Genomic DNA, 24952 nt, shown 5'->3' on the forward strand with positions numbered 1-24952 from the left:
CTCAGGTTCGTTCGCGCGACTGGCGCGATTGGAAGTAGACGATCGGCACGACCAGCAGCGCGAGCAGCACGATCGTCACGGCGGCGGCCATCGGCCAGTCGCGATTGTTGAAGAACTCGAGCCAGATGGCGCGGCCGATCATCTGCGTATCGGCGCCACCGAGCAGATCCGGGATCACGAATTCGCCGACGACCGGGATGAAGACCAGGGCACAGCCGGCCAAAACACCGGGAAGGCTCAAGGGGAAGGTGACCCGCCAGAAGGCGGAGACGCGGGAGCAGCCGAGGTCGCGCGCCGCCTCGATCAGGGTGCGGTCGGCGCTGCTCAAGGTCGAATAGATGGGCAGGACCATGAAGGGCAGGTAGGTGTAGATGATGCCGATATAGATCGCCGTCTCGGTGTTGAGGATGCGCAGCGGCTCACCGATCAGGCCAATCTTCAAGAGCAGCGCGTTCAGAAGTCCGTCGTTCCTGAGGATGCTCATCCAGGAATAGACGCGGATCAGCATCGAGCTCCAGAAGGGCACGATCACCAGGAAGACCAGAAGCGACTGCGACGAGGGCGAGCAGGAAGCGATGCCGTAGGCGAGCGGATAGGCGATAAACAACATGGCGGCCGTCGAAATCGCCGCGATCTTCAGGCTGGTGAGGTAAGCGAGAAGATAGGTGTCGTCGGTGAGGACGTAGAGGAAGTTCTCGAAGTTGAGGCGGAGGTTCAGGATCGATCCGTCCCAGGCCGTCAGCGGCTCGAAGGGCGGCATGCCGAGCCGCACTGTCGAAAGGCTGATGACGGCAACCAGCGCGAAGGGCGCCAGGAACAGGACGAGAAGCCAGGCATAGGGAATGGCGATCAGGAGGCGCTTGCCCCAGTTCGTTTTTGCGGACGGTGTCGCTGCCGTGAGCATGGGAACCTCCTATTCGGCCAGCAGCCGGCTTGCCTGCGGCGACCAGCTTGCGAACACCCGGTCGCCGACGCCAAGATCGTTCTCGGCTCCGAGATTGACCCGGCGTGCGTCGAGCGTCGCACCAGATTTCAGCCGGACGCGGTAGTGCCGCTCGACACCGGTATAGGTGAGCTGTTCAACCGTGCCTTCGAGACCACTGCCCGAAGTCGCGAGTTCCACCCGCTCGGGGCGGACCGAGACCCAGAACGGCGCATCGAGCGCGACGCGGTCGGTAAAGGCCGCATGCAGCCGGCCGCCGGCTTCGTCGCTGTCGATCTGCAGCTCGCTGCCGCTGCGATCTGCCCGGCTACCTGCAAACACGTTCGTTTCGCCAAGGAACTTGGCGACATAACGGGACTGGGGCGTTTCGTAGACTTCCGAAGGCGAGCCGACCTGCAGCACCTGCCCCTGCTTCATGATGGCGATGCGAGTGGAGACTGTCATCGCCTCGTGCTGATCGTGGGTGACGATGATGAAGGTGAGGCCGAGCTCCCGTTGCAGGCGCACGAGTTCGAGCTGCGTTTCGGTGCGCAGGTTCTTGTCGAGCGCCCCGAGCGGCTCGTCGAGCAGCAGAACCTTCGGCCGCTTGACCAGCGCACGGGCGAGCGCCACGCGCTGGCGCTGGCCGCCCGAAAGCTGCGCCGGCTTGCGGTCGAGCAGCGCCGAAAGCTGCAGCTTCTCCGCAACCTCGTCGATACGCTTCCTGATCTCGCTCTTGTCGAGACCATCCTGTTGCAATCCGAATGCGACGTTCCGGCCGACCGTCAGATGCGGGAACAGCGCATAGGACTGGAACATCATGTTGGTCGGTCGCCGGTGCGCCGGAACGTCGGTGACATCGGCCCCTTCCAGTTTGATGGCGCCGGATGTCGGCGTCTCGAAGCCGGCGATCATCCGGAGCAGCGTCGACTTTCCGCAACCCGAGGGGCCAAGAAGCGAGAAGAACTCGCCCTTCTCGATGCCCAGATTGATGTTGTTGACAGCGGTGACGACGCCATAGGACTTCGCCAGGTTCTCGATCGAAATATAGGATTGCACGGTGTTCTGGTCCTGCTATTGACGGATCGCTTACTGGCCGGCCCTGAATGCCGACCAGACGCGGGTGCGTTCGCGCGTCTGGCGCGGTGGCAGCGACTTGTCGACGAAGAGCTTCGAACGGACCTCGGCAGGAGGATAGATGTTCGGGTTGTCGCGGATCCCGGCATCGACTTCGGCGGTCGCCGCGGTATTGGCGTTGGCGTAGAAGACGTGGTTGCTGATGGCCGCGACCGTCTTGGGCTCGAGGATATAGTCGATGAAGGCCAGCGCCTGCTCCGGATCCGGCGCATCGGCCGGCATCGCCATCGTGTCGAAGGAGATGATCGTTCCTTCCTTCGGGATCGAATAGTCGACCTTGACGCCGGTCTCGGCTTCTTCGGCGCGGGCAGCGGCAATGCCGGCATCGCCGCTCCACATCAGCGCCAGGCAGAGCTGGCCCGACGCCATGTCGGCGACAAGCTGCCCGCTCTGCATGTGGCGGATATAGGGGCGAAGCTTGAGCAGCAGCTCCTTCGCCTTGTCGAGGTCGTCTTGCTTGGTGGAGTAAGGATCGAGGCCGAGATAGTTGAGCGCGATCGGGATGACCTCGTTCGGCGCATCGACGATGCCGATGCCGCAATCCTGGAATTTCTGGGCGACCTCCGGCTTGAAGAACATGTCGAGGCTGTTGACCGGCGCGTCCGGCAGACGCTCAGCCACGAGCTTGGCGTTGTAGGCGACGCCTGTCGTCAGCCACATGTAGGGCACCAGATATTTGTTCTCCGGGTCATGCTCGGCGACGAGCTTCAGCAGGTCCTTGTCGAGATTGCCGTAGTTTTTGAGCGCTGTGACATCGATCGGCTTAAGTGCGCCGGATTGGATGAGGCGTTCACCGACCGTGGCGCTTGGAAAGGCGACATCGAAGCCGCTGCCGCCGGCGAGCAGTCGGGTTTCGAGCACTTCGAGCGAATCGTAGAAGTCCACGCGCGTTTCGGTACCGGTGCGGGCCTGGAAGTTCGAGACCGTGTCTTCGGCGAAGTAGTCGGAGAAGTTGTAGATGAAGAGTTTGTCCTGCGCCTGGGCAGTCGTTGAGACCGAGATAGCGGCGAGCGATGCCGCAAACATGGAGCGCAGTGCGGTGCGGGTCAAGTTTTGCATAGTTCCTCCCAAGGACATCGTATTTTTGTTTTCGCCAAAGTGATTGGCGGGTCCTGCGAGGGCAACACTCCCTTTGGCTAGGTGCGGCGAGCCAGGTGTCGACGTAAATGGCAATCGACGCCTGCCTTCGCTGCGTCAAACATGTTGGTTTGATCGCGATCGAAGTAACATTCGATCAATGGGCATTTCTCGGCCTGCAGCGCCTGATAGGGTTCCGGCGAAATCAAAAGGGAGAGCTTCGATGGATGAGAAATTCAATCAGCCGCTGGGCGGCAACGACATGCCCCGCTTCGGTGGGCCGGGCACGATGATGCGCCTTCCCACCGCGACGTCGGCTGAAGGCCTCGATGCCTGCTTTGTCGGGATCCCGATGGATATCGGCGCATCCAACCGTTCCGGCACGCGTTACGGGCCGCGGCAGATCCGTGCCGAATCCGTGATGATCCGCCCCTACAACATGGCGACGGGGGCAGCACCCTTCGAAAGCCTGCAGGTGGCCGATATCGGCGACATCGCCATCAACACCTTCAACCTGCCGGCCAACATGGAGATCATCACCCGCAACATCGGCGAGATCCTCAAGCATGATTGCATCCCGCTGACGCTTGGCGGCGATCACACGATCAGCTACCCGATCCTGAAGGCGATTGCCGAAAAGCACGCGCCGGTCGCCCTCATCCATGTCGACGCGCACGCGGATATCAACGACACGATGTTCGGCGAAAAGATCGCGCACGGCACGCCGTTCCGGCGCGCCTACGAGGATGGTTGTCTCAATCCCAATCTTGTGTTCCAGATCGGTCTGCGCGGCACCGGCTATGCGTCCGATGACTTCGACTGGTCGCGCGACAAGGGCTTCACCGTCGTCCCAGCCGAGGAATGCTGGCACAAGTCACTCGTGCCGCTGATCGACGGCATCCGTGCGAAGATCGGCAACCACAAGACCTATCTGACCTTTGATATCGACAGCCTCGACCCGGCCTATGCTCCGGGCACCGGCACGCCCGAGATCGGGGGGCTGACCGTCATCCAGGCGATCGAAATCATCCGCGGCTGCCGCGGTCTCAATCTCGTCGGCGCCGATCTCGTCGAGGTCAGCCCGCCTTTCGATACGACGGGAACGACGGCGATCACGGCGGCGAATCTGCTTTACGAAATGCTCTGCGTGCTGCCGGGCGTGAAGTACAAGCGGTAGGCCGCCGAAGAGATCGGAAATCAATTATCAGGAGGCCGCGGGCGGCCTCCTTCCCGATCCATGTTTGCGAAAGTATCTAGCTCTTTGCCGGCCGCAGGCGGCTCCAGATCGGCGCGACGACGTTGCCCATGACGACGATGGTTGCGGCGCCGACGGCGATGGCAAGCAGGGCCTGGAGCGCCGAGGTCGTGAACCAGCCGACGACCGCCGGGGCGACCGTCAGCGTGTGGGCAACGCTTTCGGAGACATCGTGGATGAAATGTTCCGGCCCGGCCTGGCCCAGTTGCGCCATGCCATGCACGAGGATGCTGCCGCCGACCCAGAGCATGGCCGCGGTGCCGATCGCGGCAAGAACTTTCAGGAATGCGGGCATGCCGAGAACGAGGCCGCGGCCGAGAACGCGCAGGGCGGACAGCGGGTTCTTCGCCAGCGCGACGCCGGCGTCGTCGGCTTTGACGATCAGGGCGACGACCCCATAGACGGCGAGCGTGATCAGGATGCCGACGCCGGCGAGTACAGTGCCCTGCATGTAGATGCCGGCATCGGCGACGGTCGACAAGGTCAGCGCCATGATCTCGGCCGAGAGAATGAAGTCGGTGCGGATCGCGCCGGCAACCTTCTCGTTTTCAAGCGCCACCGGATCGCTCTTTTCGCCGAGCACCGCTTCCTCGTGCGCGTGGGCCGCATGCGGAAAAATTGCGCCGTAAAGCTTCTCGGCGCCCTCGTAGCAGAGATAGATGCCGCCGAGCATCAGCAGCGGCGTGATCGCCCAGGGCGCGAAATAGCCGAGCAGCAGTGCGCCGGGCAGCAGGAATAGCAACTTGTTCTTCAGCGAACCAAGGGCGATCCGCGCAATGATCGGCAGTTCCCGTTCAGGCGTCAGCCCCACCACGTATCGCGGCGTCACCGCGGCGTCGTCGATCACGACGCCGGCCGCCTTGGCGCTGGCCTTCGCGGTCTGGGCCGCCACGTCGTCCAGCGAAGCGGCCGCCATCTTGGCGATGGCTGCGATGTCGTCGAGGAGGGCGATGAGACCTGTGGCCATAAGTAGCTAACCCCTTGAGAAGAATCCGAGAAACGCGGCTCCAGAAGCGCCAGTAACCACCATAGCGTGTCGAGTCAACGACAGCCGGGTGACATTGAAAGGTCGTCGGCCTCTCGCGGCGAGCTCAATGTTGGTTATCAAATCGTGAACGTGCGAGCGCATTCTTTCGTTGACGAGTGTCTCATTTCGATTTACGACTGACGAAATACAAAATTCGTCAGTCGTAAATCGAAAGGCAAACGATGCCGGTGAGCAATGATAACGTCGTGGATCAGACGCGCCAGGACAACATCACGCGGATCCTCGACGCAGCGGAGCGGTTGTTCCGGCATTTCGGCTACAGCAAGACCAATGTCGCCGACATCGCAAAGGAACTCGGCATGTCGCCGGCGAACATCTACCGCTTCTTCGCCTCGAAGACGGAGATCCATCAGGCGATCTGCGGCCGCATGCTGGCGGCCAGCTACCAGATGGCCCGGGAGATCTGCGCCTTGCCATTGAGTGCGAGCGAGCGGCTGCGCCGTTACGTACACGCGCAGCATCAGATGACCGTCGAGCTCATGCTCGACGATACCAAGGTGCATGAAATGGTGGTCGTTGCCATCGAACGCGAGTGGCACGTCATCGACAAGCATATCGACAGGCTCGACGCGCTTCTCGCCGACGTCATTCGCGAAGGCATCGCCGCCGGCGAGTTCCCGGAACAGGACGCCGATGCGGCGTCGCGCTGTTTCGGTGCGGCGACCGTCACGCTCTGTCATCCGCAAATGGTTGCGCAGTGTCTCAGCAAGACAAACCGCGCGGCACCGGAAGAGCTGGTCGAATTCGCGATCAAGGGACTGAAGGTCTAGAGCATCCCGCTCTCAAGTGGAAACACTCGAAGCGGAAAGATGCTCTAGAATCAAAGTGCTAGAGCGTCCTTTGCGCGTTCATCTGAACGCACGGCGCTCTAGCCGGACTGCTTCCGGCGCCAATGCGGCGTCGGCCTATTTTTCAGGAGTGCGACTATGTTTATGCCGATTGAATTTCGCCGCCGTATTTCATTCATTGCCACCGTTGCGCTGATTTCGACCCTCTCGGCGGCGCTTGCCGGCTGCTCGGAAGAAAAGTCCGAAACTGCTGAAGTCGTGCGCCCGGTCAAGGTCGTCGAGATCGCCCAGGCCGACAATGTACGCCAGCTCAGCTATTCCGGCGCCGTGCGGGCACGGACCGAGATGAATCTCGGCTTCCGCGTCAGTGGCAAGATCGTCGAGCGCGTCGTCAATGTCGGTGACCGCGTCAAGGTTGGCGATCTTCTCGCCCGCATCGACCCGACCGACTACGAGCTCGCGGTGCGCAGCGCGTCCGCCAATCTGGATGCGGCCGAGCGTCAGGTCGAAACGGTCGAGCTGGTGCGCGACCGCGCCAAGCAGCTGCTTGCCAGGAAATTCGCCTCGCAGGCCCAGTTCGACCAGGCGGTGCTGGGTTACAACCAGGCTGTCGCCACGCGCGATGCAGCGAAGTCGGCACTGTCACAGGCGAAAAACCAGGTGGTCTATACCAGCCTCGTCGCCGACCGGCCGGGCATCGTGACCTCGATCAACGCCGATGTCGGCCAGGTCGTCGGTTCTGGCACGCCGGTCGCCACCGTTGCCGTCGAAGGCGAAAAGGAAGTCCAGGTCGCAGTACCCGAAACGGAAATCAGCAATTTCAAGGCTGGCTTGCCGGTGAAGGTCGGGATCTGGTCCGATGCGGGCCTGTCGCTCGATGGCACGGTGCGCGAGGTTGCCGGCAGCGCCGACCAGCAATCGCGCACCTTCTCGGTGCGTGTCAGTCTGCCAAACGACCAACGCGTCCTGCTCGGCATGACCGCGACCATCGAAGCTTCTGCCGGCAATGGCGTGTCGTTCGTCTCGGTACCCTTGAGCGCGCTGGCTGAGAAGGATGGCTATCCGATCGTCTGGGTCGTCGACCGCGGTACGGAAACCGTCCGCAGCCGCCCGGTCACGCTTGCAGACTTCACCACCAATGGTGTGCGGGTCACCGAAGGCCTCAAAGTCGGCGATCTCGTTGTTGCCGCCGGAACGCAGTTCATGACGGACGATCTCAAGGTGACGATCTCCAACGATACGACGCACCAGGCTGCTGCCGCAGCCGAAACCGTCGTGCGCTGACGTCACCAAGATAGCGGAACCGAGCCGATGATGACCTCCTCTTCCGAAGAAAAGCGGCCTTTCAACCTTTCGCGCTGGGCGATCGCGCATCCGAGCATGGCGCGGTTCCTGTTCGGCCTCATTATTGTCGCCGGCGCCTTCGGCCTGATGCGCATGGGGCAGAAGGAGGATCCGGACTTCACTTTCCGCGTCATGGTGGTGCAAGCCTTCTGGCCTGGCGCCTCGATCGAGGAAATGCAGGACCAGGTCGTCAACAAGATCGAGCGCAAGTTACAGGAAACGCCGCACCTCGACTTCGTGCGCTCCTACACCCGCGCCGGCAGTGCGATCATCACGCTGCAGGTCGAGGGCGATACCAATGCCGAGCAGGTGGCGGACGCATTCTACCAGGTGCGCAAGAAGGTCGGCGACATCTCCAACGAACTGCCCGAAAGCTTGCTCGGCCCCTATTTCAACGATGAGTTCGGCGACACCTTCATCACGCTCAATTCACTAAGCGGCGAGGGCTACAGCTATCCGGAGCTGAAGAAATTCGCGATCCAGGCGCGCGATATGCTGCTGACGACGCCGGGCGTCGAGAAGGCTGTGATCATCGGCGACCAGCCGGAGAAGATCTATATCGACGTCTCCTCGAAGGTGCTGGCCGAACGCGGCCTGACGCTCAACGATCTGCGCAGCACCATTGCGGGCCAGAACAATATCGATCCTGCAGGCTCCGTCGACACCGGCACGCGCTCGGTGCGCATCTCGGTCGAAGGCGGCCTGGACAAGGTCGAGGACCTGAAGAACCTCCGGCTTCGTGCCGGCGGCCAGGTCACGCGCCTCGGCGATATCGCCACGGTGACCTCGGGGCTCGAGGATCCCTATTCGCGCAAATTCCGCTTCAACGGCCAGGACAGCGTCCAGATCGGCGTCGTCATGGCCAAGGGCTTCAAGGTGACGGATGTCGGCAAGGCGGTCGAAGAGACCTATCAGCGCTTCGAGACGTCGCTGCCCTATGGGGTCAGTGTCGACCAGGTCTCCAACCAGCCTGAGGTCGTCAAGGAAGCAGTCGGCGAGTTCATGAAGGCGCTCGGCGAAGCGCTGGCGATCGTGCTCATCGTATCGTTCCTGTCGATCGGCTGGCGCTCGGGCCTGGTGATCGCGATCACCATCCCGCTGGTGCTCGCCGCGACCTTCGCCATCATGTACGAGCTTGGCATCGATCTGCAGCGCATCTCGCTCGGCGCCCTCATCATTGCGCTCGGCCTCCTGGTCGACGACGCCATGATCGTCGTCGAGATGATGGAAAGAAAACTGGAGGAGGGACTGGTCAAGGTCGAAGCCGCGAGCTTCGCCTATACCTCCACCGCCTTCCCGATGCTGACCGGCACGCTGATCACCACCGCCGGCTTCATTCCTGTTGGCTTTGCCGCCTCGACCGCCGGCGAATATGTACGTTCGCTGTTTTATGTGGTCGGCATCGCGCTGGTCGTCTCCTGGTTCGTTGCGGTCTATTTCACGCCCTGGCTCGGCAACATGCTCTTGAAGCAGCGCAGCCACGCCGGAAACCATCACGACGTCTTCGACACGCGCTTCTATCGTCATCTGCATTCGACCGTTGCCTGGGCGGTGCGCCATCGCATCATCGTGCTTTCGACCACGCTCGCCATCTTCTTCGTCAGCCTCTGGGCCTTCCAGTTCATTCCGAAGAACTTCTTCCCGCAGTCGTCGCGGCCGGAAATCCTGGTCGATCTGTGGCTGCCCGAGGGCACGAGCATTAAGGAGGTCGAAAAGCAGGCCAAGGCGCTTGAAGCCCGGATGATGGATGATGAGGACAAGCGCTTCATCGCCACCTATATCGGCGAGGGAGCCCCGCGCTTCTTCCTGCCGCTCGACCAGCAACTGCGTAATCCGAACTTCGCCCAGCTTCTTATCATGGCCAAGGACGAACCGGCGCGCGAGCGGCTGATTGCCAAGATGCGTGCGATCCTTGCCGCCGACTTCCCGTCGATCCGTTCCAAGGTCGACCGCCTGTTCCTGGGGCCGCCGACCGGCTGGCCGGTACAGATGCGCGTCATGGGTCCGGACCGCGAAGAGGTCAGGCGCATTGCCGACCGGGTAACGGCGAAGTTCCACGAGAACCCACTTCTGGGCGCCGTTCACGACGATTGGCTGGAGCCGGTAGCGGGCATGAAGCTGGTCATCGACCAGGATCGCGCCCGCGCGCTTGGCGTCACATCCCAGCGCATCCGCCAGATGCTGCAGGCGAGCGTCACCGGCGCGCCGCTCGACAACTTCCGCGACGGCGAGGAGACGGTGGCGATCGTCGCCCGCGAGCCGGCCGAAAGCCGCAAATTGCTGAGCTCGGTCGATTCCATCTACATCCCGACCGATTTCGGCGGCTTCGTGCCGCTCTCGCAGGTCGCCAAGGTCGTACCGGTACTCGAGCAGGGCATCGAATGGCGCCGTGACCGCCTGCCGACGATCACCGTGCGGGGAACCTTGCCGGACGGCGTGCAGCCGAACGACGTGGCGATGAAGATGTTCGGTGAGATGCAACCGCTGCGCGACAGCCTGCCTGCCGGCTATTCGATCGCCATTCAGGGTGGGGCCGAAGATTCAGCCGAAAGCCAGGCCTCGATCGCCGCCAAGGCGCCAATCATGCTCGGCGTCATCGTCGTGCTGTTGATGATCCAGCTCCAGCATTTCGGCAAGGCGATGCTGGTTCTCGCCACCGGACCGCTCGGCATCATCGGTGCGGCGGCGGCCCTGCTCATCAGCGGTGCCCCTTTCGGCTTCGTCGCGATCCTCGGCGTCATCGCTTTGCTCGGCATCATCATGCGCAACTCGATCATCCTGGTCGACCAGATCGACCAGGACATTGCCGCCGGCATGGATCGCGCCGAGGCGATCATCGGATCTGCCGTCCGACGCTTCCGCCCGATCACGTTGACGGCGCTGACGGCGGTGCTGGCACTGATCCCGATCTCCCGCGGGGTCTTCTGGGGACCGCTTGCCTACGCCATGATGGGCGGCATCCTGGTCGCGACGGTGCTGACCATTCTGGTATTGCCCGCTGGCTACGCGCTCTTCTTCGGCCGGGAGCCAAAGAAGAGCACCGCGGAACCGGAGAAGGCGGACGAGGTCAATGCGGATGCCGAGGTCGAGGAGTCGATCGTCTATCCCCCGGCCGTGGCGGCGGAATAACGCCACGGCACTCTCAAACAAACCGCTAGAGTCATTTGGGGTTAGGCCGTGACATACATGGCCTGGCCCTGAGCCAGATATTGGAACAGCTCATAGCTCATCCAGATGTAGCCGCGACGTCCGTTCCACTCGCAGCCCCAGTCCTGTCCGAAGCTGTTTTGGATGAGGATCGCCTGCTGCTCGTCGTCGTAGCCGATAATCAGCATGCAATGGCCGACATTCGGGACCTTGTTGAGGGGGCCGGTCATCGGGCCGGGGCCTTCGTATTTCATGAAGCCTTCGTTGAGCGACGTGCCGTAACATAGCGCACCGCCGGCGGCGATGACCGCCTTGATCGCGTCGAGATCGCTGGTTTCGACGATGGCCCAGCCGGGAATCTGGAAGCTGCCATCGGTGGCGGCGTTGGGATCGTAGCTCGACCAGAGCTCGGGGCAGTTCGGATAATAGGGGGCCGTCTGCCAGTTCGGCGTTCCGCTCTGCTTGAGCAGGTTGAGGTAGGATGCAAGCCGCGATCCCGCACAGCCCTTTTGCCCGTAGCTCTTCATGACTTCGATATAAATGTGGGCTGGGCTTGCCTGCAGCGCCGTGCTCGATGGGGACTGGCTCGCCGCTGCGGCCGCCGTGTAGGTGGCGAGCCCATAGGTCGAAGCCCATGCGGCGCAGCTCCCGGGACTGCCGACATGGCGTGGCGTCCCCTGCGCCTTCGGGGGCGGGAGGTATTGCGGGTCGACGGTCGCCGCGGTCGGCAGCGCCGCGGGCACCTGCGGCCGGATGAGTGGGCCATCCTCTCGGATGGTGGGATCATAGCCGAGATCGAGAATTGCTTCATGCACCGACATGTAGGCCTCCTGTCAGCAGCTCCAGCTGCGTAGGTTGAAGGAATGATGTCACTGGGCAGGTTCCGGCAGTCCGCCGGTATTTCGAGGCGTGCTCAGGCTAAACCACGCTCCGGCCAAGGATCGCAGTTCGCCATGTTTCGAATTGATACACGCAGGGGTAGAGTATATCATGATCGTGCACGTTAGGTATCCTGAGTTTTAATGGGGTAACTCCGGAAGTTCTCCAGTTTCGCGGGCAGCATCTCGGCGGCAAGGGCGTCAGTCTTCATGTGCCGTGAACCGGTCTGGGTGCTGCTTTTCACGCTGGTATTTCTTGGGACGCCGCTGAGCCTTTCGCCGATCCTGGGCTGCGCCGTGATTCTCTTTGCGATGCTGAGCCAGGTTGTTTTGCGATCAAAATCGGGCGGCTGAACCGATCCCCGAGGCTCGATTTCCGCAATTGGTATTGCAATGAGAAATACCACTCACCCTCTTTTCCCGAAACTTTAGGCAGGGCGAATTAGCCCGATTGACAGCGCCTCTTTGGCAGACTTATCGTTAAGTCAAATTACTTGACTTAATAGATCGATCAACGAAACCTGAGGGGGAATTCGTCATGACGGCAGTCGAGGAAATGCGGCTTTTGGGCACTGCGCCGGGAGCTGGGAGGAGGCGGGCGACAGCGGCGCGATGGCGCCTGGGAGCGGTCGCCGCAGCGCTGATGATGCTCGCGGCCGCCGAGGCCCGGGCCGAAGCGGTGCTCACCATGCACATCGAGGAACAAACGAGCTGGGTGCAGAATTTCAACCCGTTCGACCTTGGTGGCCGTCGCCAGAGCACGATGGATTTCGTCTACGAACCGCTGGTGATCTTCAACGATTACGACGGCGGAAAACCGGTCTTTCGGCTGGCGACCGCTTACAAGTTTGCCGACGACCTGAAGTCGATCACCTACACGCTGCGAGACGGCGTCAAATGGTCGGACGGCAAGCCGCTGACCTCGGCGGACATGAAATTCACGCTCGAGATGATGCTGGAGAACCCGGCTGTCGACACGGTCGGCGTTGGCGAAACGGTTGCCTCGGTGGAAGCACTATCGCCGACCGAAGTGAAGATCAATCTCAAGGACGTCGACACGCATTTCCCGGAATCGCTTGCCGATTTTCCCGTCGTGCCCGAGCACATCTGGAAAGACGTGAAGGACCCGCTCGCCTTCAAAAACGAGACGCCGGTCGGTTCCGGCCCGATGACCGAGATCCGCCGCTTTACGCCGCAGGTCTATGAGCAGTGCCGCAATCCCAACTACTGGGACGCCGCGACGCTGAAGGTCGATTGCCTCAAGCTGCCGCAGATCTCCGGCAACGACCAGATGCTGGCGCTTTTGCCGGAAGGCGCGATCGACTGGTTCGGCTCGTTCCTGCCGCAGATTGACAAGACCTATGTCGGCCTCGACGCCGAGCACAACGGCTACTGGCAGCCGCCGGCCGAAACCGTCGCCTTCCAGATGAACTTCAAGTCGTCGAACCCCGGCAATGCCGAGGCCTTCAACGACATGACCTTCCGGCGCGCCTTCAGCCTCGCGATGGATCGCACCGCGATGGTCGATATCGCCGGCTTTGGCTATCCCGTCGTCAACACCCTTGCGAGCGGCCTGCCGCCGCGCTTCGACAGTTGGCGCAACAAGGCAGCCGAGGGCGCGCAGGACGAGTGGCTCGCCTATGACATCGACAAGGCCAACAAGCTGCTCGACGATGCCGGCTACAAAAAGGACGGCGACGGCTTCCGCACCACGCCGAGCGGCAAGCCGATCGCTTTCCCGATCATCGTTCCGAACGGTTGGACCGACTGGATCGACGCGGTGCAGATCGCGACCGAAGGCCTGCGCAAGATCGGCATCAATGCGTCCGTTGCCACGCCCGAATACGAGCAGTGGCAGAAGCAGATCCTTGACGGCAGCTTCGAAGCGGTGATGAATTCACGCGCCGACGGGCCGACGCCCTTCCGCGGCTACTTCCAGTCGCTGTCGACCGGCTTCGGCGGGCGCATCACCAGCGCGCCGTCGCGCTATTCCAACCCCGAGCTCGACAAGGTGTTCGATGAATACCGCCGCGCCGCGACGGACGAGGAGCGCAAGAAGCTGTTCGACCAGGTGCAGGTGATCGTTGCCGACAACCTGCCTGTCGTTCCCGTCTTCAACGGCCCGACCTGGTACCAATTCTCGACCAAGCGCTTTACCGGCTGGGTCACCAAGGACGAACCTGTCATGAACCCGGAGGACCACGACAACAACCGGATGCGGCTGGTGCACCTGCTCCGCCTCAAGCCTGTGCAATAAGCAACGACGGGCTCCAACGATGCGACTTTCCCGTCGACGGCTTGCCGTCTATTGCGTGGCGTTCCTATTCGCGATCGTCATGAATTTCGCGGTTCCCCGGCTGATGCCGGGGAGCCCCGTCGACAGCATGATCGCCCGACTCGGACCGCGGGCAACGCCCGCGGCCATCGAGGCGATCAAGGCGCGCTTCGGCGCGATCGAACGGCCGATCTGGCAGCAATTCGTCGACTATGTCGTCGGGCTCGCCCATTTCGATCTCGGTGTCTCCGTCAAATATTACCCGCAGACGGTGCTCGAGGTTCTCGGCCGTTCGGCCGGCTGGACCGCATTCCTGGTCGTTACCGCCATCGTCTTTTCGCTCTCGATCGGCGTGCTCTTAGGCGCCATTGCCGCCTGGCGTCGCGGGGGTCGTTTCGACAGTTTCGTTTCGCCTTTCTCGGTCGTGCTGATCGCCGTGCCGCCGGTGATCATCGCGCTCGCGACGTTGTTCACCTTTGGCGTCACGCTGCGGCTGCTGCCGGTCGGCTACGCCTATGATCCGAGCCTTGATCCCGGGCTGAACTTTACCTTCTTCTGCAGCGTCTTCCTGCATGCGATCTTGCCAGTGCTGACGCTCTCGCCCTATCTCATCGGCGAGTTCCAGACGACGATGCGCTCCAGCATGATCTCGGTGTTGGGCGAGGACTACGTCACGATGGGACGGGCCAAGGGACTTTCGGAAACGGCCGTGATGTTCGGCTATGCGGCGCGCAATGCCATGCTGCCGGTTTTGACCAACCTCGCGCTGATGCTGGGGGCGGTCTTCGGCGGTTCGATCGTCACCGAGATCGTCTTCAACTATCCCGGCCTCGGCCTGACGCTTTATACCGCGAGCGTCGCCCGCGATTATCCGGTCATCCAGGGACAGTTGCTCTTGATGACGATCGCCACGCTCGGGGCCAATCTCCTGGTCGATATCATCTATGGCGTGGTCGATCCGCGCATAAGGGAGGGCAGGGCATGAATGCGGGCGTCTCCTTGTTCCGGCGGCAGAAGAAAGCCGTTGCCGGACTTGTCATCATTCTCACGCTTTGCCTGATGGCGCTGTTTGCGCCGGTGCTGGCGCCCGGCGACCCGAGCGAACGCGTCGGCCGCTCGCACCAGCCGCCGACGGTCGAGCACTATTTCGGCACGACGAAGATGGGGCGCGACGTCTTTTCGCAATTTGTCTGGGGCGCTCGGCCGTCGCTTGCCGTCGGCTTTGCCACCGGCCTTGCCATTACCGCGCTCGGCACCATCGTCGGCCTCGTTGCTGGCTATTTCGGCGGGCGCACCGACGCGACGCTCGACCTCGCGACCAATGCCGTGCTGGTCATCCCCAACATCCCGTTGCTGATCCTGCTGGCGTCCTTTGCCGGCACGGTCGGGCCGCTTGCGATCATGGCGATCATCGCGCTCACCTCCTGGCCCTGGGGCGCGCGCATGACCCGGTCGCAGACCATGGCGCTTCGGCAGCGCGAATTCGTAGTGGCGGCGCGTATGGTCGGCGAGCCGCATTGGCGAGTGATCTTCGTGGAAATCCTGCCCAATCTGGTGCCGCTGATCGGCATCAACGTTGTCGGCAGCATCATCTACGCGATCGTCGCCCAGACGACGCTCGAATATCTCGGCTTCGGCGATCCGCTGCGGGTGACCTGGGGCACCATGCTCTACAACGCCCAGAATTCCTCGGCGATCATCGTCGGCGCCTGGTGGGACATCGCCGTACCGGCCGCAGGCATTGCCCTTGTCGGTCTCGGTCTCGCGCTCATCAACTTCACCTTCGACGAGATCGCCAATCCGCAACTTCGCTCCGGTCCGGCCTTGAGCCGCTGGCTGCGTCTCACGCGGATGCGCCGCCGCGAACTGGAGGCTGCCCGATGAGCGACGCACTGCTTGAAATCCGTAACCTCAATGTCGATTACCTGCTCGATGACGGTGCTTTCCGCGCCGTCAATGAGGTCTCTTTCGAGGTCAGGCGCGGCGAGCTCTTCGGCCTTGCCGGCGAGTCCGGCTGCGGCAAGAGCACGATCGCCTACGCGATCACCCGGTTGTCGAAAGCCCCGGCCTGGGTCGCCGGCGGCGAAATCCTGCTCGATGGGCAAGACCTTCTCAAGATGCCGGAATCCGCCTTGCAGAATGTCCGCTGGCGGCGGATCGGCATGGTGTTCCAAAGCGCGATGAATTCGCTGAACCCGCTGATGCGGGTCGAGGCGCAATTCTTCGACGTGCTGCGCAAGCACACCGGCGCGACGCGGCCACAGGCGCGGACGCGGGCGGAAGAAATGTTCCGGCTCGTCGGCATTCCGGCGGGTCGTCTCGACGACTATCCGCACCAGTTCAGCGGCGGCATGCGCCAGCGCATCGTCATCGCGATCTGCCTGGCGCTGAAGCCGGAGCTCATCATCATGGACGAGCCGACGACGGCGCTCGATGTGGTGGTGCAGCGGGAAATCCTGGAGCAACTCGTCGATCTGCAGCGCAGCCTTGGCTTCTCCGTGTTGTTCATCACCCACGACCTGCATCTGATGGCGCAACTCTGCCACCGGATCGGTGTTATGCTGAAGGGGCAACTGGTCGAGGTCGGCGACACCCAACAGATCAGCCGTGCGGCGATCCACGACTACACGCGCAAACTCTGGGGCGCGATCCCGCAGCTGCCGCGTTCCGCCCGCAGCTTGGGGGTCGTCGAATGAACGTAATGCCGGTATCGAGCACAATCCTTGACCATCAGACCGACATCGTCCGTCTGAAGGATATCAGGCGCAGCTTCGGCGCGGTCGAAGCGCTCAGAGGGATTTCTCTGGCGCTTAGGCCCGGGCGTGCGCTGGCACTGGTCGGCGAGTCCGGTTGCGGCAAGACGACCTGCGCCCGCATCGTCGCGCGGCTCGATGCGCCGAGTAGCGGGGCCCTGCAGTTTCGCGGCGCCGACGTGACCGAGCCGGGTGACCGCGCCGCCGAGAAGCTGCGCCGCCGCGCGATCCAGATGGTTTTTCAGGACCCCTTCGCGTCACTCAATCCGGTGTTCTCCGTCTTCCATCACCTCGCGCGGCCGCTGCTTTTGCATGGCCATGCCAAGAACGCCGGCGAAGCGAAGGCCGCGGTCGCGCGGCTGCTAGCCGACGTCGGCCTTGATCCAAACATCACGGCGCGGAAGTTTCCTCATGAGCTCTCCGGTGGCCAGCGCCAGCGCGTCAACATCGCCCGGGCACTTGCTGTTGCGCCGGACGTGCTGGTCGCCGACGAGCCGACGTCGATGCTCGACGTTTCGATCAGGCTCGATATCCTCGAGCTGCTCGCGCGGATCAAGCGTGAACGGAACCTCGCCATGCTCTACATCACCCACGATATCGCCACCGCTGCGCACATCGCCGAGGAGGTGGTTGTGATGTTTGCCGGCCAGATGGTCGAGTGGGGCGAGACCAATGCCGTCATCGGTAGTCCCCGCCATCCCTATACCCAGCTTCTGTTGTCAGCCGTGCCTGATCCGGATCGCCCGTTCGTGCCGGGGCAGAGCGCCCGCTTCCTTGCCCATGCCGAAGAGGTGCGGCGCCTCAGCCGTCCGGCATCGGACACGGTAGAGGAGGTCGCCGAAAACCATTTCGTCCGCGCCCTTGGCCAAGCTCCGGCGTGAGCTATGTGAACCGAGGACAGCCCCCGAGAACTCCGCCGGCCTTCGGCCGGCTGCAAAGATCAACATTTCATGGAGCCGTTTGATGACGTTTGCCGCCAAATCTGAATTCCTGCTGGAAACCCTCTGGGTGCCGGTCGGGACAGCCGACAGGTCCGTCTATGCACTGACCTTGACCAACAACTCGGATCGAGTGCTCAAGGGTTTTCGGCTCGGCGTTTCCGGCCCGGCTCGTATCGACCCTGCGGCCGAGATCGAGGGTGGCAAGCTGCTCGTCCGCCTATCCAACTATGCCGAGTTCGCAGCGCCGGAAGACCTCGAAGTGCCGCCGGGCGCAATCTGGACGCTGAAGGCACATGGAATGAGCTATGAGCCGCGTCACTGGACCGATGGTGCCAACGCCGCCTTCCTGGTGCTCTCCGACGGCACGATGGCGCCGGTGGCGGTGCTTGCCTCGCGGGCGCACGGAGACAATGCCGAGCTGAAGCGTGGTGCTGCCGTCTATCCGGTGCCGAAGGTGGCGCCGGTCCCGGTCTCGATTGTACCGTGGCCGCAAGCCGTTTCCGTTTCCGGGCAACTGGTGGCGCCTCCGGGGCTCGACCTCAAACCCGAGGGCGAGGAAGCTCACAGCGCTGCAAGGGCGTTTGCCGATCTCACCGCAAGCCTGTTCCCGGTCGAGGGCATCGTTCGCCCGGCGTCGGAGGGCGGTTATCCGGTATCGCTGGCGAAGACTGGTGACCTCGGCCCGGAAGCCTATGCCATCCGCTTCTCTCCCGCTGGCGTCGCCGTTTCCGGTAGCACGGCGACCGGCATCCTCTATGGCCTGATCACGCTTGGGCAGATCCTGCGCGGCGCGCGGCTGTATCCGGGCACCTTCGTGTTTCCGACCGGCGGTGAGATCAAGGACGAGCCGGCGCTCGGATGGCGCGGCACCCACCTCGATGTCGCCCGGCAATTCTACAGCACCGCCGAGGTTGAGCGCTTCCTGCAGCTGATGGCGTGGAACAAGCTCAACCGTTTCCACTGGCACCTGACTGACGACGAGGCTTGGCGCGTCGAGATCGACGCCTATCCGGCGCTGACGGAAATCGGGGCCTGGCGCGGCCACGGCCGCAAGATCCCGCCGCTGCTCGGCTCCGGACCGCAGCCGACCGGCGGTTACTATACTAAGGCCGCGATCCGCCAGATCGTGGCGCTGGCGGCAAGCCTCGGCATCGAGGTGATGCCGGAGATCGACATTCCCGGCCATTCCTTTGCGATGCTGCAGGCGATCCCGGAACTGCGTGACCCCGAGGAGCAGGGCAGCTATTTTTCGGTCCAGGGCTTTCCGGACAATTGCCTCAATCCGGCACGAGAAGAAACCTACCGGGTGCTCGAGATCATCTTCGACGAACTGATCGAACTGTTCCCGATGCGGGCCATTCATGTCGGCGCCGACGAGGTACCGCTCGGCGCCTGGTCGGGCTCGCCCGAGGCGCTCACACGGCTTCGGGCGCTTGCCGGAGACGAGGTTGCCGAAACCCATGCCAAGCGGCTGAATGTCGTCACCAACACCCACGGCGCCGACGAGATCGACGGATCGGGTGCTGCGGTACTGCAGGGCGAATTCCTGGCGCGCGTGCAGGCGTTTCTCGCGAGCCGCGATTGCGTCACCGGCGGCTGGCAGGAGGCGGCGCACGGCAACGTCATCGATAAGAAAAAGTCGCTGCTTTTCGGCTGGCGCACGGTCGAGGCGTCGGCAGCACTCGCCGAAGAAGGCTACGACATCGTCGTCTGCCCCGGTCAGGTCTACTATCTCGACATGGCCAACAGCCCGGCCTGGTCGGAGCCTGGCGCCAGCTGGGCCGGCTGGTCGGATCCGGAAAGGCTCTACACCTTTGATCCGGTCGAGGGCTGGACGGACGCGCAGAAGAAGCACCTACTCGGCGTGCAATGCTGCATCTGGTCCGAGCCGATGACCGACCGCGCCGTCTTCGACCGCCTCGTCTTCCCGCGGCTTTCGGCGCTGGCGGAAACCGGCTGGACGCGGCCGGAGCGCAAGTCCTTCAAGCGTTTCGCGGCGCTCGTCGGGCTGATGCCGGTGCTCTACGGCTTCTATGCCGCGGAGTAGGGGGCGAATGAGTTTCCAGTTTTCGTCTGGGCTTGGCCAGTCGATGGATTGGATAGGTAAACGGCGGCGAAAGCCGCCGTTTGTCGTTTGGAGAGTGCCGGACGCGCGTGCTTGCGGTCAGCCGTGTGCGATTTGGATTTTCGTGCTTGTGCGCCAATGTGTGCCACGCAAAAGTGCATCGATGCCGTGACGACACCCGGTGTCGATGTTGTTGTCCCCTATCCTGAGGCCAAAGTACCAATGCGAAGACTTCCTGGATTGTCAGCGATGAAGGCCTTCGAAGTGGTTGGGCAAACCCGCAGCTTCACGCGCGCGGCCGAACGCCTCAATCTGACGCAGAGCGCCGTCAGCCGGCAGGTCCGCAACCTTGAGGACGAACTTGGCGAGGATTTGCTCATCCGGCGCCACCATCATCTGGAACTGACGCCGGCCGGCGCCGAGTTGCTGGCGACCATTCAGGAGGCGTTTCACAGCATCGAAGTGTCGCTGCGCAGTATCACCGAGAAGAGCAACCAGAACAGACTGAGGGTCAACGTGCCGCCGACCTTTGCCAAGCGCTGGCTGCTGCCACGCCTTGCCCGGTTGCGCGAGGCATTGCCGGATGTGGACATCAGTATCAGCACCGAGGCTTCCGATACGCTTGCCGAGCGCGGGCTTCTCGATTGCGCCATCCGCTTCGGTGATGGCGAGTGGCCGATGCTCGATGCCAGCATTCTGATGACGGAAAGGCATGTCGTCGTCTGCGCACCGTCGCTTCTGGAGGGGGCGGAGGTCGACGGCCCATCCGATCTTCAGCGCTTCGCCTTCCTGCATGTGCTCGCCTCGCCCGATCGGCGCTACCTCACCTGGCGTCACTGGCTGGACGCGGCAGGCTTCCAGGACGTCGATACCCGCGGCGGGTTGGAATTCGACCTGCTCGACCTCGCGATCGAAGCGGCGTGCGCCGGGCTCGGCGTGACCGTTGCGGATCGCTCGATGGTTCGCGGCCAGTTGCAATCGGGACAATTGGTGCAGCTCTTTGACGTCGAGGTGGAGGGCCACGAATCCTACTGGTTCGTGACGCGACCTCAGTCCGGAAGCAATTCGAAGGTGGAAGCGTTCCGCCTATGGCTCCTGTCGGAGGTCGCAGCCGACCGTGCTGCCTGAGCCAAGCATTCCATTTTGGAATGCTCTCACGGAAAATTACTCGCTTGTGCCCTGGTCTGCATCGTCGCATCAATTTTCCTGACGGTTGCGGCCAGGGAGAGAGGTCGGATCGTCGCTCGTGATGCTCTCTCCCAACCATTCCGAGATGCCATGAGCCCCTATCGTAACTTTTCCGGCGGCCGCTTCATCGAGAGCGCATCCGCGGCCCTAATCGACGTCCGCAATCCGGCAACCGGTGAGGTTTTCGCGTCGGTACCGGCGGCAACAGACGAAGAGGCGACAGCTGCGGTCGAAGCCGCGGTGAAGGCGCAACGCGCCTGGGGCGCCTTGCCTGCCATTCAGCGTGGAGACGCCTTGCGCCGGCTTGCGGCTGTGTTGGAGAGCCGGGCCGAGCGCATCGGCGCTGCGCTGGCACTGGAGTCCGGCAAGAGCCTCGCTGACGCGACCGGCGAAGTGATCTACGGCGCCGAACTGATGCGCTACCACGCCGAGTGGGCCCGCCGCATCGAAGGAGAGGTGATCGAGAGCGACAATCCCGGCGAAACGCTGATCCTGAAGCGCACGCCGATCGGTGTCGCCGCCTGTCTGATCCCGTTCAACTATCCGATCTACACGCTGGTCAGGAAGATCGCACCGGCGCTCATTGCCGGAAATGCGGTTGTCGTGCGGCCGAGCAACAATACGCCGACCTCGGCCTTTGCGGTGGCCGAAGCCATTGTCGAGGCTGGTCTGCCCGATGGCCTCGTCAATATCCTCACGATGTCGCACGATGTTGCGCGTACGCTCTGCACCCATCCCGGCATCGGCATGATCACACTGACCGGCAGCGTCTCGGCCGGCCGCATCGTGCTCGAATACTGCAAGCAAAACATCGCCAAGCCGTCGCTCGAACTGGGCGGCAAGACGCCTGTGATCGTCGAGCCGGATGCGGATCTTGATGCCGTTGCCGAGATGATCATCGCTGCCAAGACCGCCCATTGCGGCCAGGTCTGCACCAGCGCCGAACGGCTTTATGTCCATGAAAGTGTCCACGACCGGCTGCTCGCCAAACTGCGCGAAGGCTTTGCCGCCCGCACATTCGGCAACCGCGCCGAGGACGCGAGCCGTATGGGGCCGCTTGCCAACGCTGCCGCGCAGAAGCGCGTTCACGGGATGGTGGAGCAGGCGCGGGCGGAAGGTGGGACCGTTGAAGTCGGTGGCTATCTGCCGGAAGGCCCGGGCTACTTCTATCCGCCGACGCTGATTTCCGGCTGCGCCCAGGAGATGGAGATCGTGCGCGAGGAGGTCTTTGGTCCGGTGCTTGCCGTGCTGCGTTACGCGACGTTCGAGGAAGCGCTTGCCATGGCGAGCGACCATCAGTTCGGGTTGAGCTCGGTGCTCTTCACTGAGAACTACCGCACCGTTATGCGGGCCAGCGACGCGATCGAGGCCGGCGAACTCTATGTCAACCGCTTTCCGGCCGATCCCTATCAGGGCTTCCATGCCGGCTGGAAACGTTCCGGCCTCGGTGGCGACGACGGCAAGCACGGCATGATGGAATTCACCCAGACGCGCCTCGTCGTCCTGAAACACTAGACCATGAGAAACTGAGCATTCCCGGCCAAAGCCGGAACTGCTCCGACGCCAATATCAATACCGGGCCGATAGCAGAGCTCCCGCCGTCGGCCGGGGGAGGAGACTACCTGTGAGCTTGATTGCCGAAACCGAAATCGCCGCACCAACCGTGTCGGCCCGCAGCCGCTATCTTCAGTTAGCGCTGATCGTGATCGCCGCCGGTGCGATCTACCCGATCCTCTACCTGCGCCAGTCCTATCAGACGACGATGCTGGACGTGCTGAAGCTTAGCAACACCGAGCTTGGCGTCCTCTACTCCATCCTCGGAACCAGCTTCCTGCTTGGCTACCTGCCCAGCGGCTGGCTCGCCGACCGTGTCCAGCCGCGCGTCCTGATCCTCCTGTCAATGGTCGGTACGGGGCTTCTGGGTCTCTGGTATGCGACGCTGCCTGGCTACTCCGCCCTTCTCGTCATCTATTGCGGCTTCGGCGTCACGACCGGGTTGACGTTCTGGGCGGCGACGCTGAAGCAGGTGAACCTGATTGCCGGTGCCGACGAACAGGGACGCTTCTTCGGTATTCTCGACGGCGGCCGTGGCCTGGTCGAGGCACTCCTTGCAAGCGTCGCCATCGCGCTGTTCGTGTTCACGACGGAAACGCGCGGCGCCGGGCTTGCCACCGGTTTCCGCGACGTCGTGCTTCTCTACGCCATTTTCTGCATCGTCGTCGGCATTGCCTATTTCGCCGTGTCGCAGCCGATCGCTGCGAACAGGTCATCAAAGAGGCGCGAAGGCAACCTTCTCGTCGACATCAAGACACTGTTGCGCATCCCCGAGGTCTGGCTCGTCGCCGCCATCATCTTCTGCGGCTACCACGTCTTCCTCGCCACCTACAGCTTCTCGGCCTATCTGCAGGAAGGCGGGTTCGGCATCTCGGCCGCCATGGCCGGCCTGATCGTGACGATCAAGCTGTGGCTGCGTCCGGTCGGCGGCATCGGTGGTGGACTGCTCGGCGACCGTTACGGCAAATGCGGCATGCTGCTCCTGAGCTTCGTCGTCGCAGCGGCAAGCCTCGTGGCAATGATCACGTTGCCGGGCATCGGCTCCACCATGCCCTTCGTCGGGCTGGTGCTGCTCGTCGGCCTGATCACCTATACGATCCGAGGGCTCTACTGGGCGATCCTGGACGATTGCCATGTGCCGGCAAACATCACGGGTCTCGCCATCGGCATCATCTCGCTGGTCGGCTACGCGCCGGACACCTATCTGCCGCTCGTCAACGGTTACCTGTCGGACCGCAATCCGGGCATTACCGGCTACCAGCTCTATTTCGGCTACATCGCCGCCATCTGCGTTCTCGGAGCCATCGCCACTCTGGTGCTGATGGCTCGCCTCAAGAAAAAGGGATGACACCCATGAAGATCGCGTCTCTCGGGACCTATGCCGTCGCCGTCCCGCCACCGCATGTGGGCGGCATGTACTGGATCTTCGTTCGCCTCACGACTGCCTGCGGCATCGAGGGCATCGGCGAGATCTATGCGACGTCGTTCCATCCAAGCGCCTTGACGCCGCTGATCGAGGATGTCTTCGAACGGCATCTGCTCGGCCATGATCCGCACCAGATCGAGCGCTTCTGGCGCTCGGCCTATTCCAGTGGCTTCACCCAGCGCCCCGACCCGACGATGATGGGCATAGTCTCGGGCCTGGAGATCGCCTGCTGGGACATCATTGGCAAGGCGGCAGGCCGTCCGGTCGCCGATTTCTTGGGCGGTACGGTGCACGAGAAGCTTCGGGCCTACACCTATCTCTACCCGAAGAATGCGGCCGGCGAGTTCGATTTCAACGATCCGGACCTCGCGGCCGAATGCGCCGTCGAGATGGTCGAGATGGGCTTCACCGCGGTGAAGTTCGATCCCGCCGGTCCCTACACCAACTATTCCGGCCACCAGCTTTCGCTCGGCGTCATGGATCGCTGCGAAGAGTTCTGCCGCAAGATCCGCGACGCGGTCGGCAGCAGCGCCGACCTGCTCTTCGGCACCCACGGCCAGATGGTTCCGTCCTCCGCCATCCGCCTTGCCAAGCGCCTGGAGAAGTACGATCCGCTCTGGTTCGAAGAGCCGGTGCCGCCGGGACAGGAAGCGGCCATGGCCGAGGTCGCGCGCGCAACCTCGATTCCGGTTTCGACCGGCGAGCGCCTGACGACGAAATACGAGTTCCAGCGTGTGCTCGAGCTCAAGGCCGCATCGATCCTGCAGATGAACGTCGCACGTGTCGGCGGCTTGCTCGAGGCGAAGAAGATCGCCGGCATGGCCGAGGCCTATTACGCCCAGATCGCGCCGCATCTCTACAACGGCCCGGTCGGGGCTGCCGCCAGCATCCAGCTTTCGGCCGCCACGCCGAACTTCCTCATCCACGAGGCGATCCTCGACTTCTCCGGCTTCCACGCCGACGTGCTGAAGACCAAGCTTACCGTCGAGGACGGCTACCTCATCCCGTCGCGCGAGCCCGGCCTCGGCATCGAGCTCAACATGGATGTGGTTGAAAAGCACACGCCCTATACCGGTGAGCGCCTGCACCTGCAGATGGACGGTCGGCCGGCGGACGTGAAGGCCTTTGCGCCCGCGCGCGGGTGAACACGGATA

General features: G+C 62.9%; 20 protein-coding genes. 14 read left to right on the forward strand and 6 right to left on the reverse strand.

What is annotated here, in order from left to right:
- Position 1: 1 nt before the first annotated feature.
- The 3 genes from ACTJKM_RS08580 to ACTJKM_RS08590 are packed head-to-tail and all read right to left on the reverse strand — an operon-like array spanning position 2 to position 3118.
- Positions 2-904, reverse strand: coding sequence for an ABC transporter permease subunit (locus ACTJKM_RS08580; protein WP_058329965.1), 903 nt, complete (start codon positions 902-904; stop codon positions 2-4).
- A 9-nt stretch (positions 905-913) separates the two neighbouring features.
- Positions 914-1981, reverse strand: a complete 1068-nt coding sequence (locus ACTJKM_RS08585) for an ABC transporter ATP-binding protein (protein ID WP_058329964.1) — start codon at positions 1979-1981, stop codon at positions 914-916.
- 30 nt (positions 1982-2011) lie between these two features.
- Positions 2012-3118 carry an extracellular solute-binding protein gene (locus ACTJKM_RS08590; RefSeq protein WP_058329963.1) on the reverse strand — a complete coding sequence of 369 codons (1107 nt, stop codon included), beginning with the start codon at positions 3116-3118 and terminating at the stop codon, positions 2012-2014.
- A gap of 241 nt (positions 3119-3359) precedes the next feature.
- Here ACTJKM_RS08590 and speB point away from each other — a divergent pair, with 241 nt between their 5' ends.
- Entirely contained in the window at positions 3360-4313 is a 954-nt protein-coding gene (speB, locus tag ACTJKM_RS08595) for an agmatinase (protein WP_058329962.1), read from the forward strand.
- A gap of 76 nt (positions 4314-4389) precedes the next feature.
- Here the strand turns inward: speB and ACTJKM_RS08600 are convergent, their stop codons facing one another.
- Complete coding sequence (locus ACTJKM_RS08600; protein ID WP_058329961.1) at positions 4390-5358, reverse strand: DUF808 domain-containing protein; 969 nt, start codon at positions 5356-5358, stop codon at positions 4390-4392.
- Between the two features lie 242 nt (positions 5359-5600).
- On the opposite strand from ACTJKM_RS08600, the gene ACTJKM_RS08605 reads away from it, so the two are divergent.
- The 3 genes from ACTJKM_RS08605 to ACTJKM_RS08615 all read left to right on the forward strand — a co-directional run bounded on the left by ACTJKM_RS08605 (position 5601) and on the right by ACTJKM_RS08615 (position 10700).
- Positions 5601-6209 (forward strand): TetR family transcriptional regulator, encoded by a 609-nt coding sequence (locus ACTJKM_RS08605; RefSeq protein ID WP_058329960.1) that lies wholly within the window; start codon positions 5601-5603, stop codon positions 6207-6209.
- A 156-nt stretch (positions 6210-6365) separates the two neighbouring features.
- Positions 6366-7511: an efflux RND transporter periplasmic adaptor subunit gene (locus tag ACTJKM_RS08610; protein ID WP_058329959.1), complete on the forward strand. Its 1146-nt coding sequence runs from the start codon at positions 6366-6368 to the stop codon at positions 7509-7511.
- 30 nt (positions 7512-7541) lie between these two features.
- Entirely contained in the window at positions 7542-10700 is a 3159-nt protein-coding gene (locus ACTJKM_RS08615; protein ID WP_440660202.1) for an efflux RND transporter permease subunit, read from the forward strand.
- A 41-nt stretch (positions 10701-10741) separates the two neighbouring features.
- On the opposite strand, the gene ACTJKM_RS08620 is transcribed toward ACTJKM_RS08615, so the two are convergent.
- Positions 10742-11539, reverse strand: coding sequence for a C1 family peptidase (locus tag ACTJKM_RS08620; protein ID WP_058329958.1), 798 nt, complete (start codon positions 11537-11539; stop codon positions 10742-10744).
- 182 nt (positions 11540-11721) lie between these two features.
- Complete coding sequence (locus tag ACTJKM_RS08625) at positions 11722-12003, reverse strand: hypothetical protein (protein ID WP_156437194.1); 282 nt, start codon at positions 12001-12003, stop codon at positions 11722-11724.
- Between the two features lie 236 nt (positions 12004-12239).
- On the opposite strand from ACTJKM_RS08625, the gene ACTJKM_RS08630 reads away from it, so the two are divergent.
- The 10 genes from ACTJKM_RS08630 (at position 12240) to ACTJKM_RS08675 (ending at position 24943) form a co-directional block, all read left to right on the forward strand.
- Positions 12240-13853 (forward strand): ABC transporter substrate-binding protein, encoded by a 1614-nt coding sequence (locus tag ACTJKM_RS08630; RefSeq protein ID WP_082663775.1) that lies wholly within the window; start codon positions 12240-12242, stop codon positions 13851-13853.
- A 19-nt stretch (positions 13854-13872) separates the two neighbouring features.
- Positions 13873-14856 (forward strand): ABC transporter permease, encoded by a 984-nt coding sequence (locus tag ACTJKM_RS08635; protein WP_058329957.1) that lies wholly within the window; start codon positions 13873-13875, stop codon positions 14854-14856.
- Positions 14853-15755 (forward strand): ABC transporter permease, encoded by a 903-nt coding sequence (locus ACTJKM_RS08640; protein ID WP_058329956.1) that lies wholly within the window; start codon positions 14853-14855, stop codon positions 15753-15755. The genes ACTJKM_RS08635 and ACTJKM_RS08640 overlap by 4 nt, the downstream gene beginning before the upstream one ends.
- Entirely contained in the window at positions 15752-16567 is an 816-nt protein-coding gene (locus tag ACTJKM_RS08645) for an ABC transporter ATP-binding protein (protein WP_058329955.1), read from the forward strand. Before ACTJKM_RS08640 ends, ACTJKM_RS08645 begins: the two co-directional genes overlap by 4 nt.
- On the forward strand, positions 16564-17505 hold the full coding sequence (locus ACTJKM_RS08650) for an ABC transporter ATP-binding protein (RefSeq protein WP_058329954.1): 942 nt from the start codon (positions 16564-16566) through the stop codon (positions 17503-17505). Before ACTJKM_RS08645 ends, ACTJKM_RS08650 begins: the two co-directional genes overlap by 4 nt.
- 82 nt (positions 17506-17587) lie before the next feature.
- On the forward strand, positions 17588-19612 hold the full coding sequence (locus tag ACTJKM_RS08655; protein WP_058329953.1) for a beta-N-acetylhexosaminidase: 2025 nt from the start codon (positions 17588-17590) through the stop codon (positions 19610-19612).
- A gap of 267 nt (positions 19613-19879) precedes the next feature.
- A complete protein-coding gene (locus ACTJKM_RS08660; protein ID WP_082663774.1) occupies positions 19880-20758 on the forward strand; it encodes a LysR substrate-binding domain-containing protein in 879 nt (292 codons plus the stop codon).
- A 150-nt stretch (positions 20759-20908) separates the two neighbouring features.
- Complete coding sequence (gene aldA / locus ACTJKM_RS08665) at positions 20909-22333, forward strand: aldehyde dehydrogenase (RefSeq protein ID WP_113511942.1); 1425 nt, start codon at positions 20909-20911, stop codon at positions 22331-22333.
- 109 nt (positions 22334-22442) lie between these two features.
- Complete coding sequence (locus ACTJKM_RS08670) at positions 22443-23720, forward strand: MFS transporter (RefSeq protein ID WP_197423549.1); 1278 nt, start codon at positions 22443-22445, stop codon at positions 23718-23720.
- A gap of 5 nt (positions 23721-23725) precedes the next feature.
- Complete coding sequence (locus tag ACTJKM_RS08675; protein ID WP_058329950.1) at positions 23726-24943, forward strand: mandelate racemase/muconate lactonizing enzyme family protein; 1218 nt, start codon at positions 23726-23728, stop codon at positions 24941-24943.
- Positions 24944-24952: the final 9 nt, after the last annotated feature.

Origin of the sequence: Ensifer sp. 22460 (assembly GCF_052044935.1) — a bacterium.
Lineage (GTDB): Bacteria > Pseudomonadota > Alphaproteobacteria > Rhizobiales > Rhizobiaceae > Ensifer.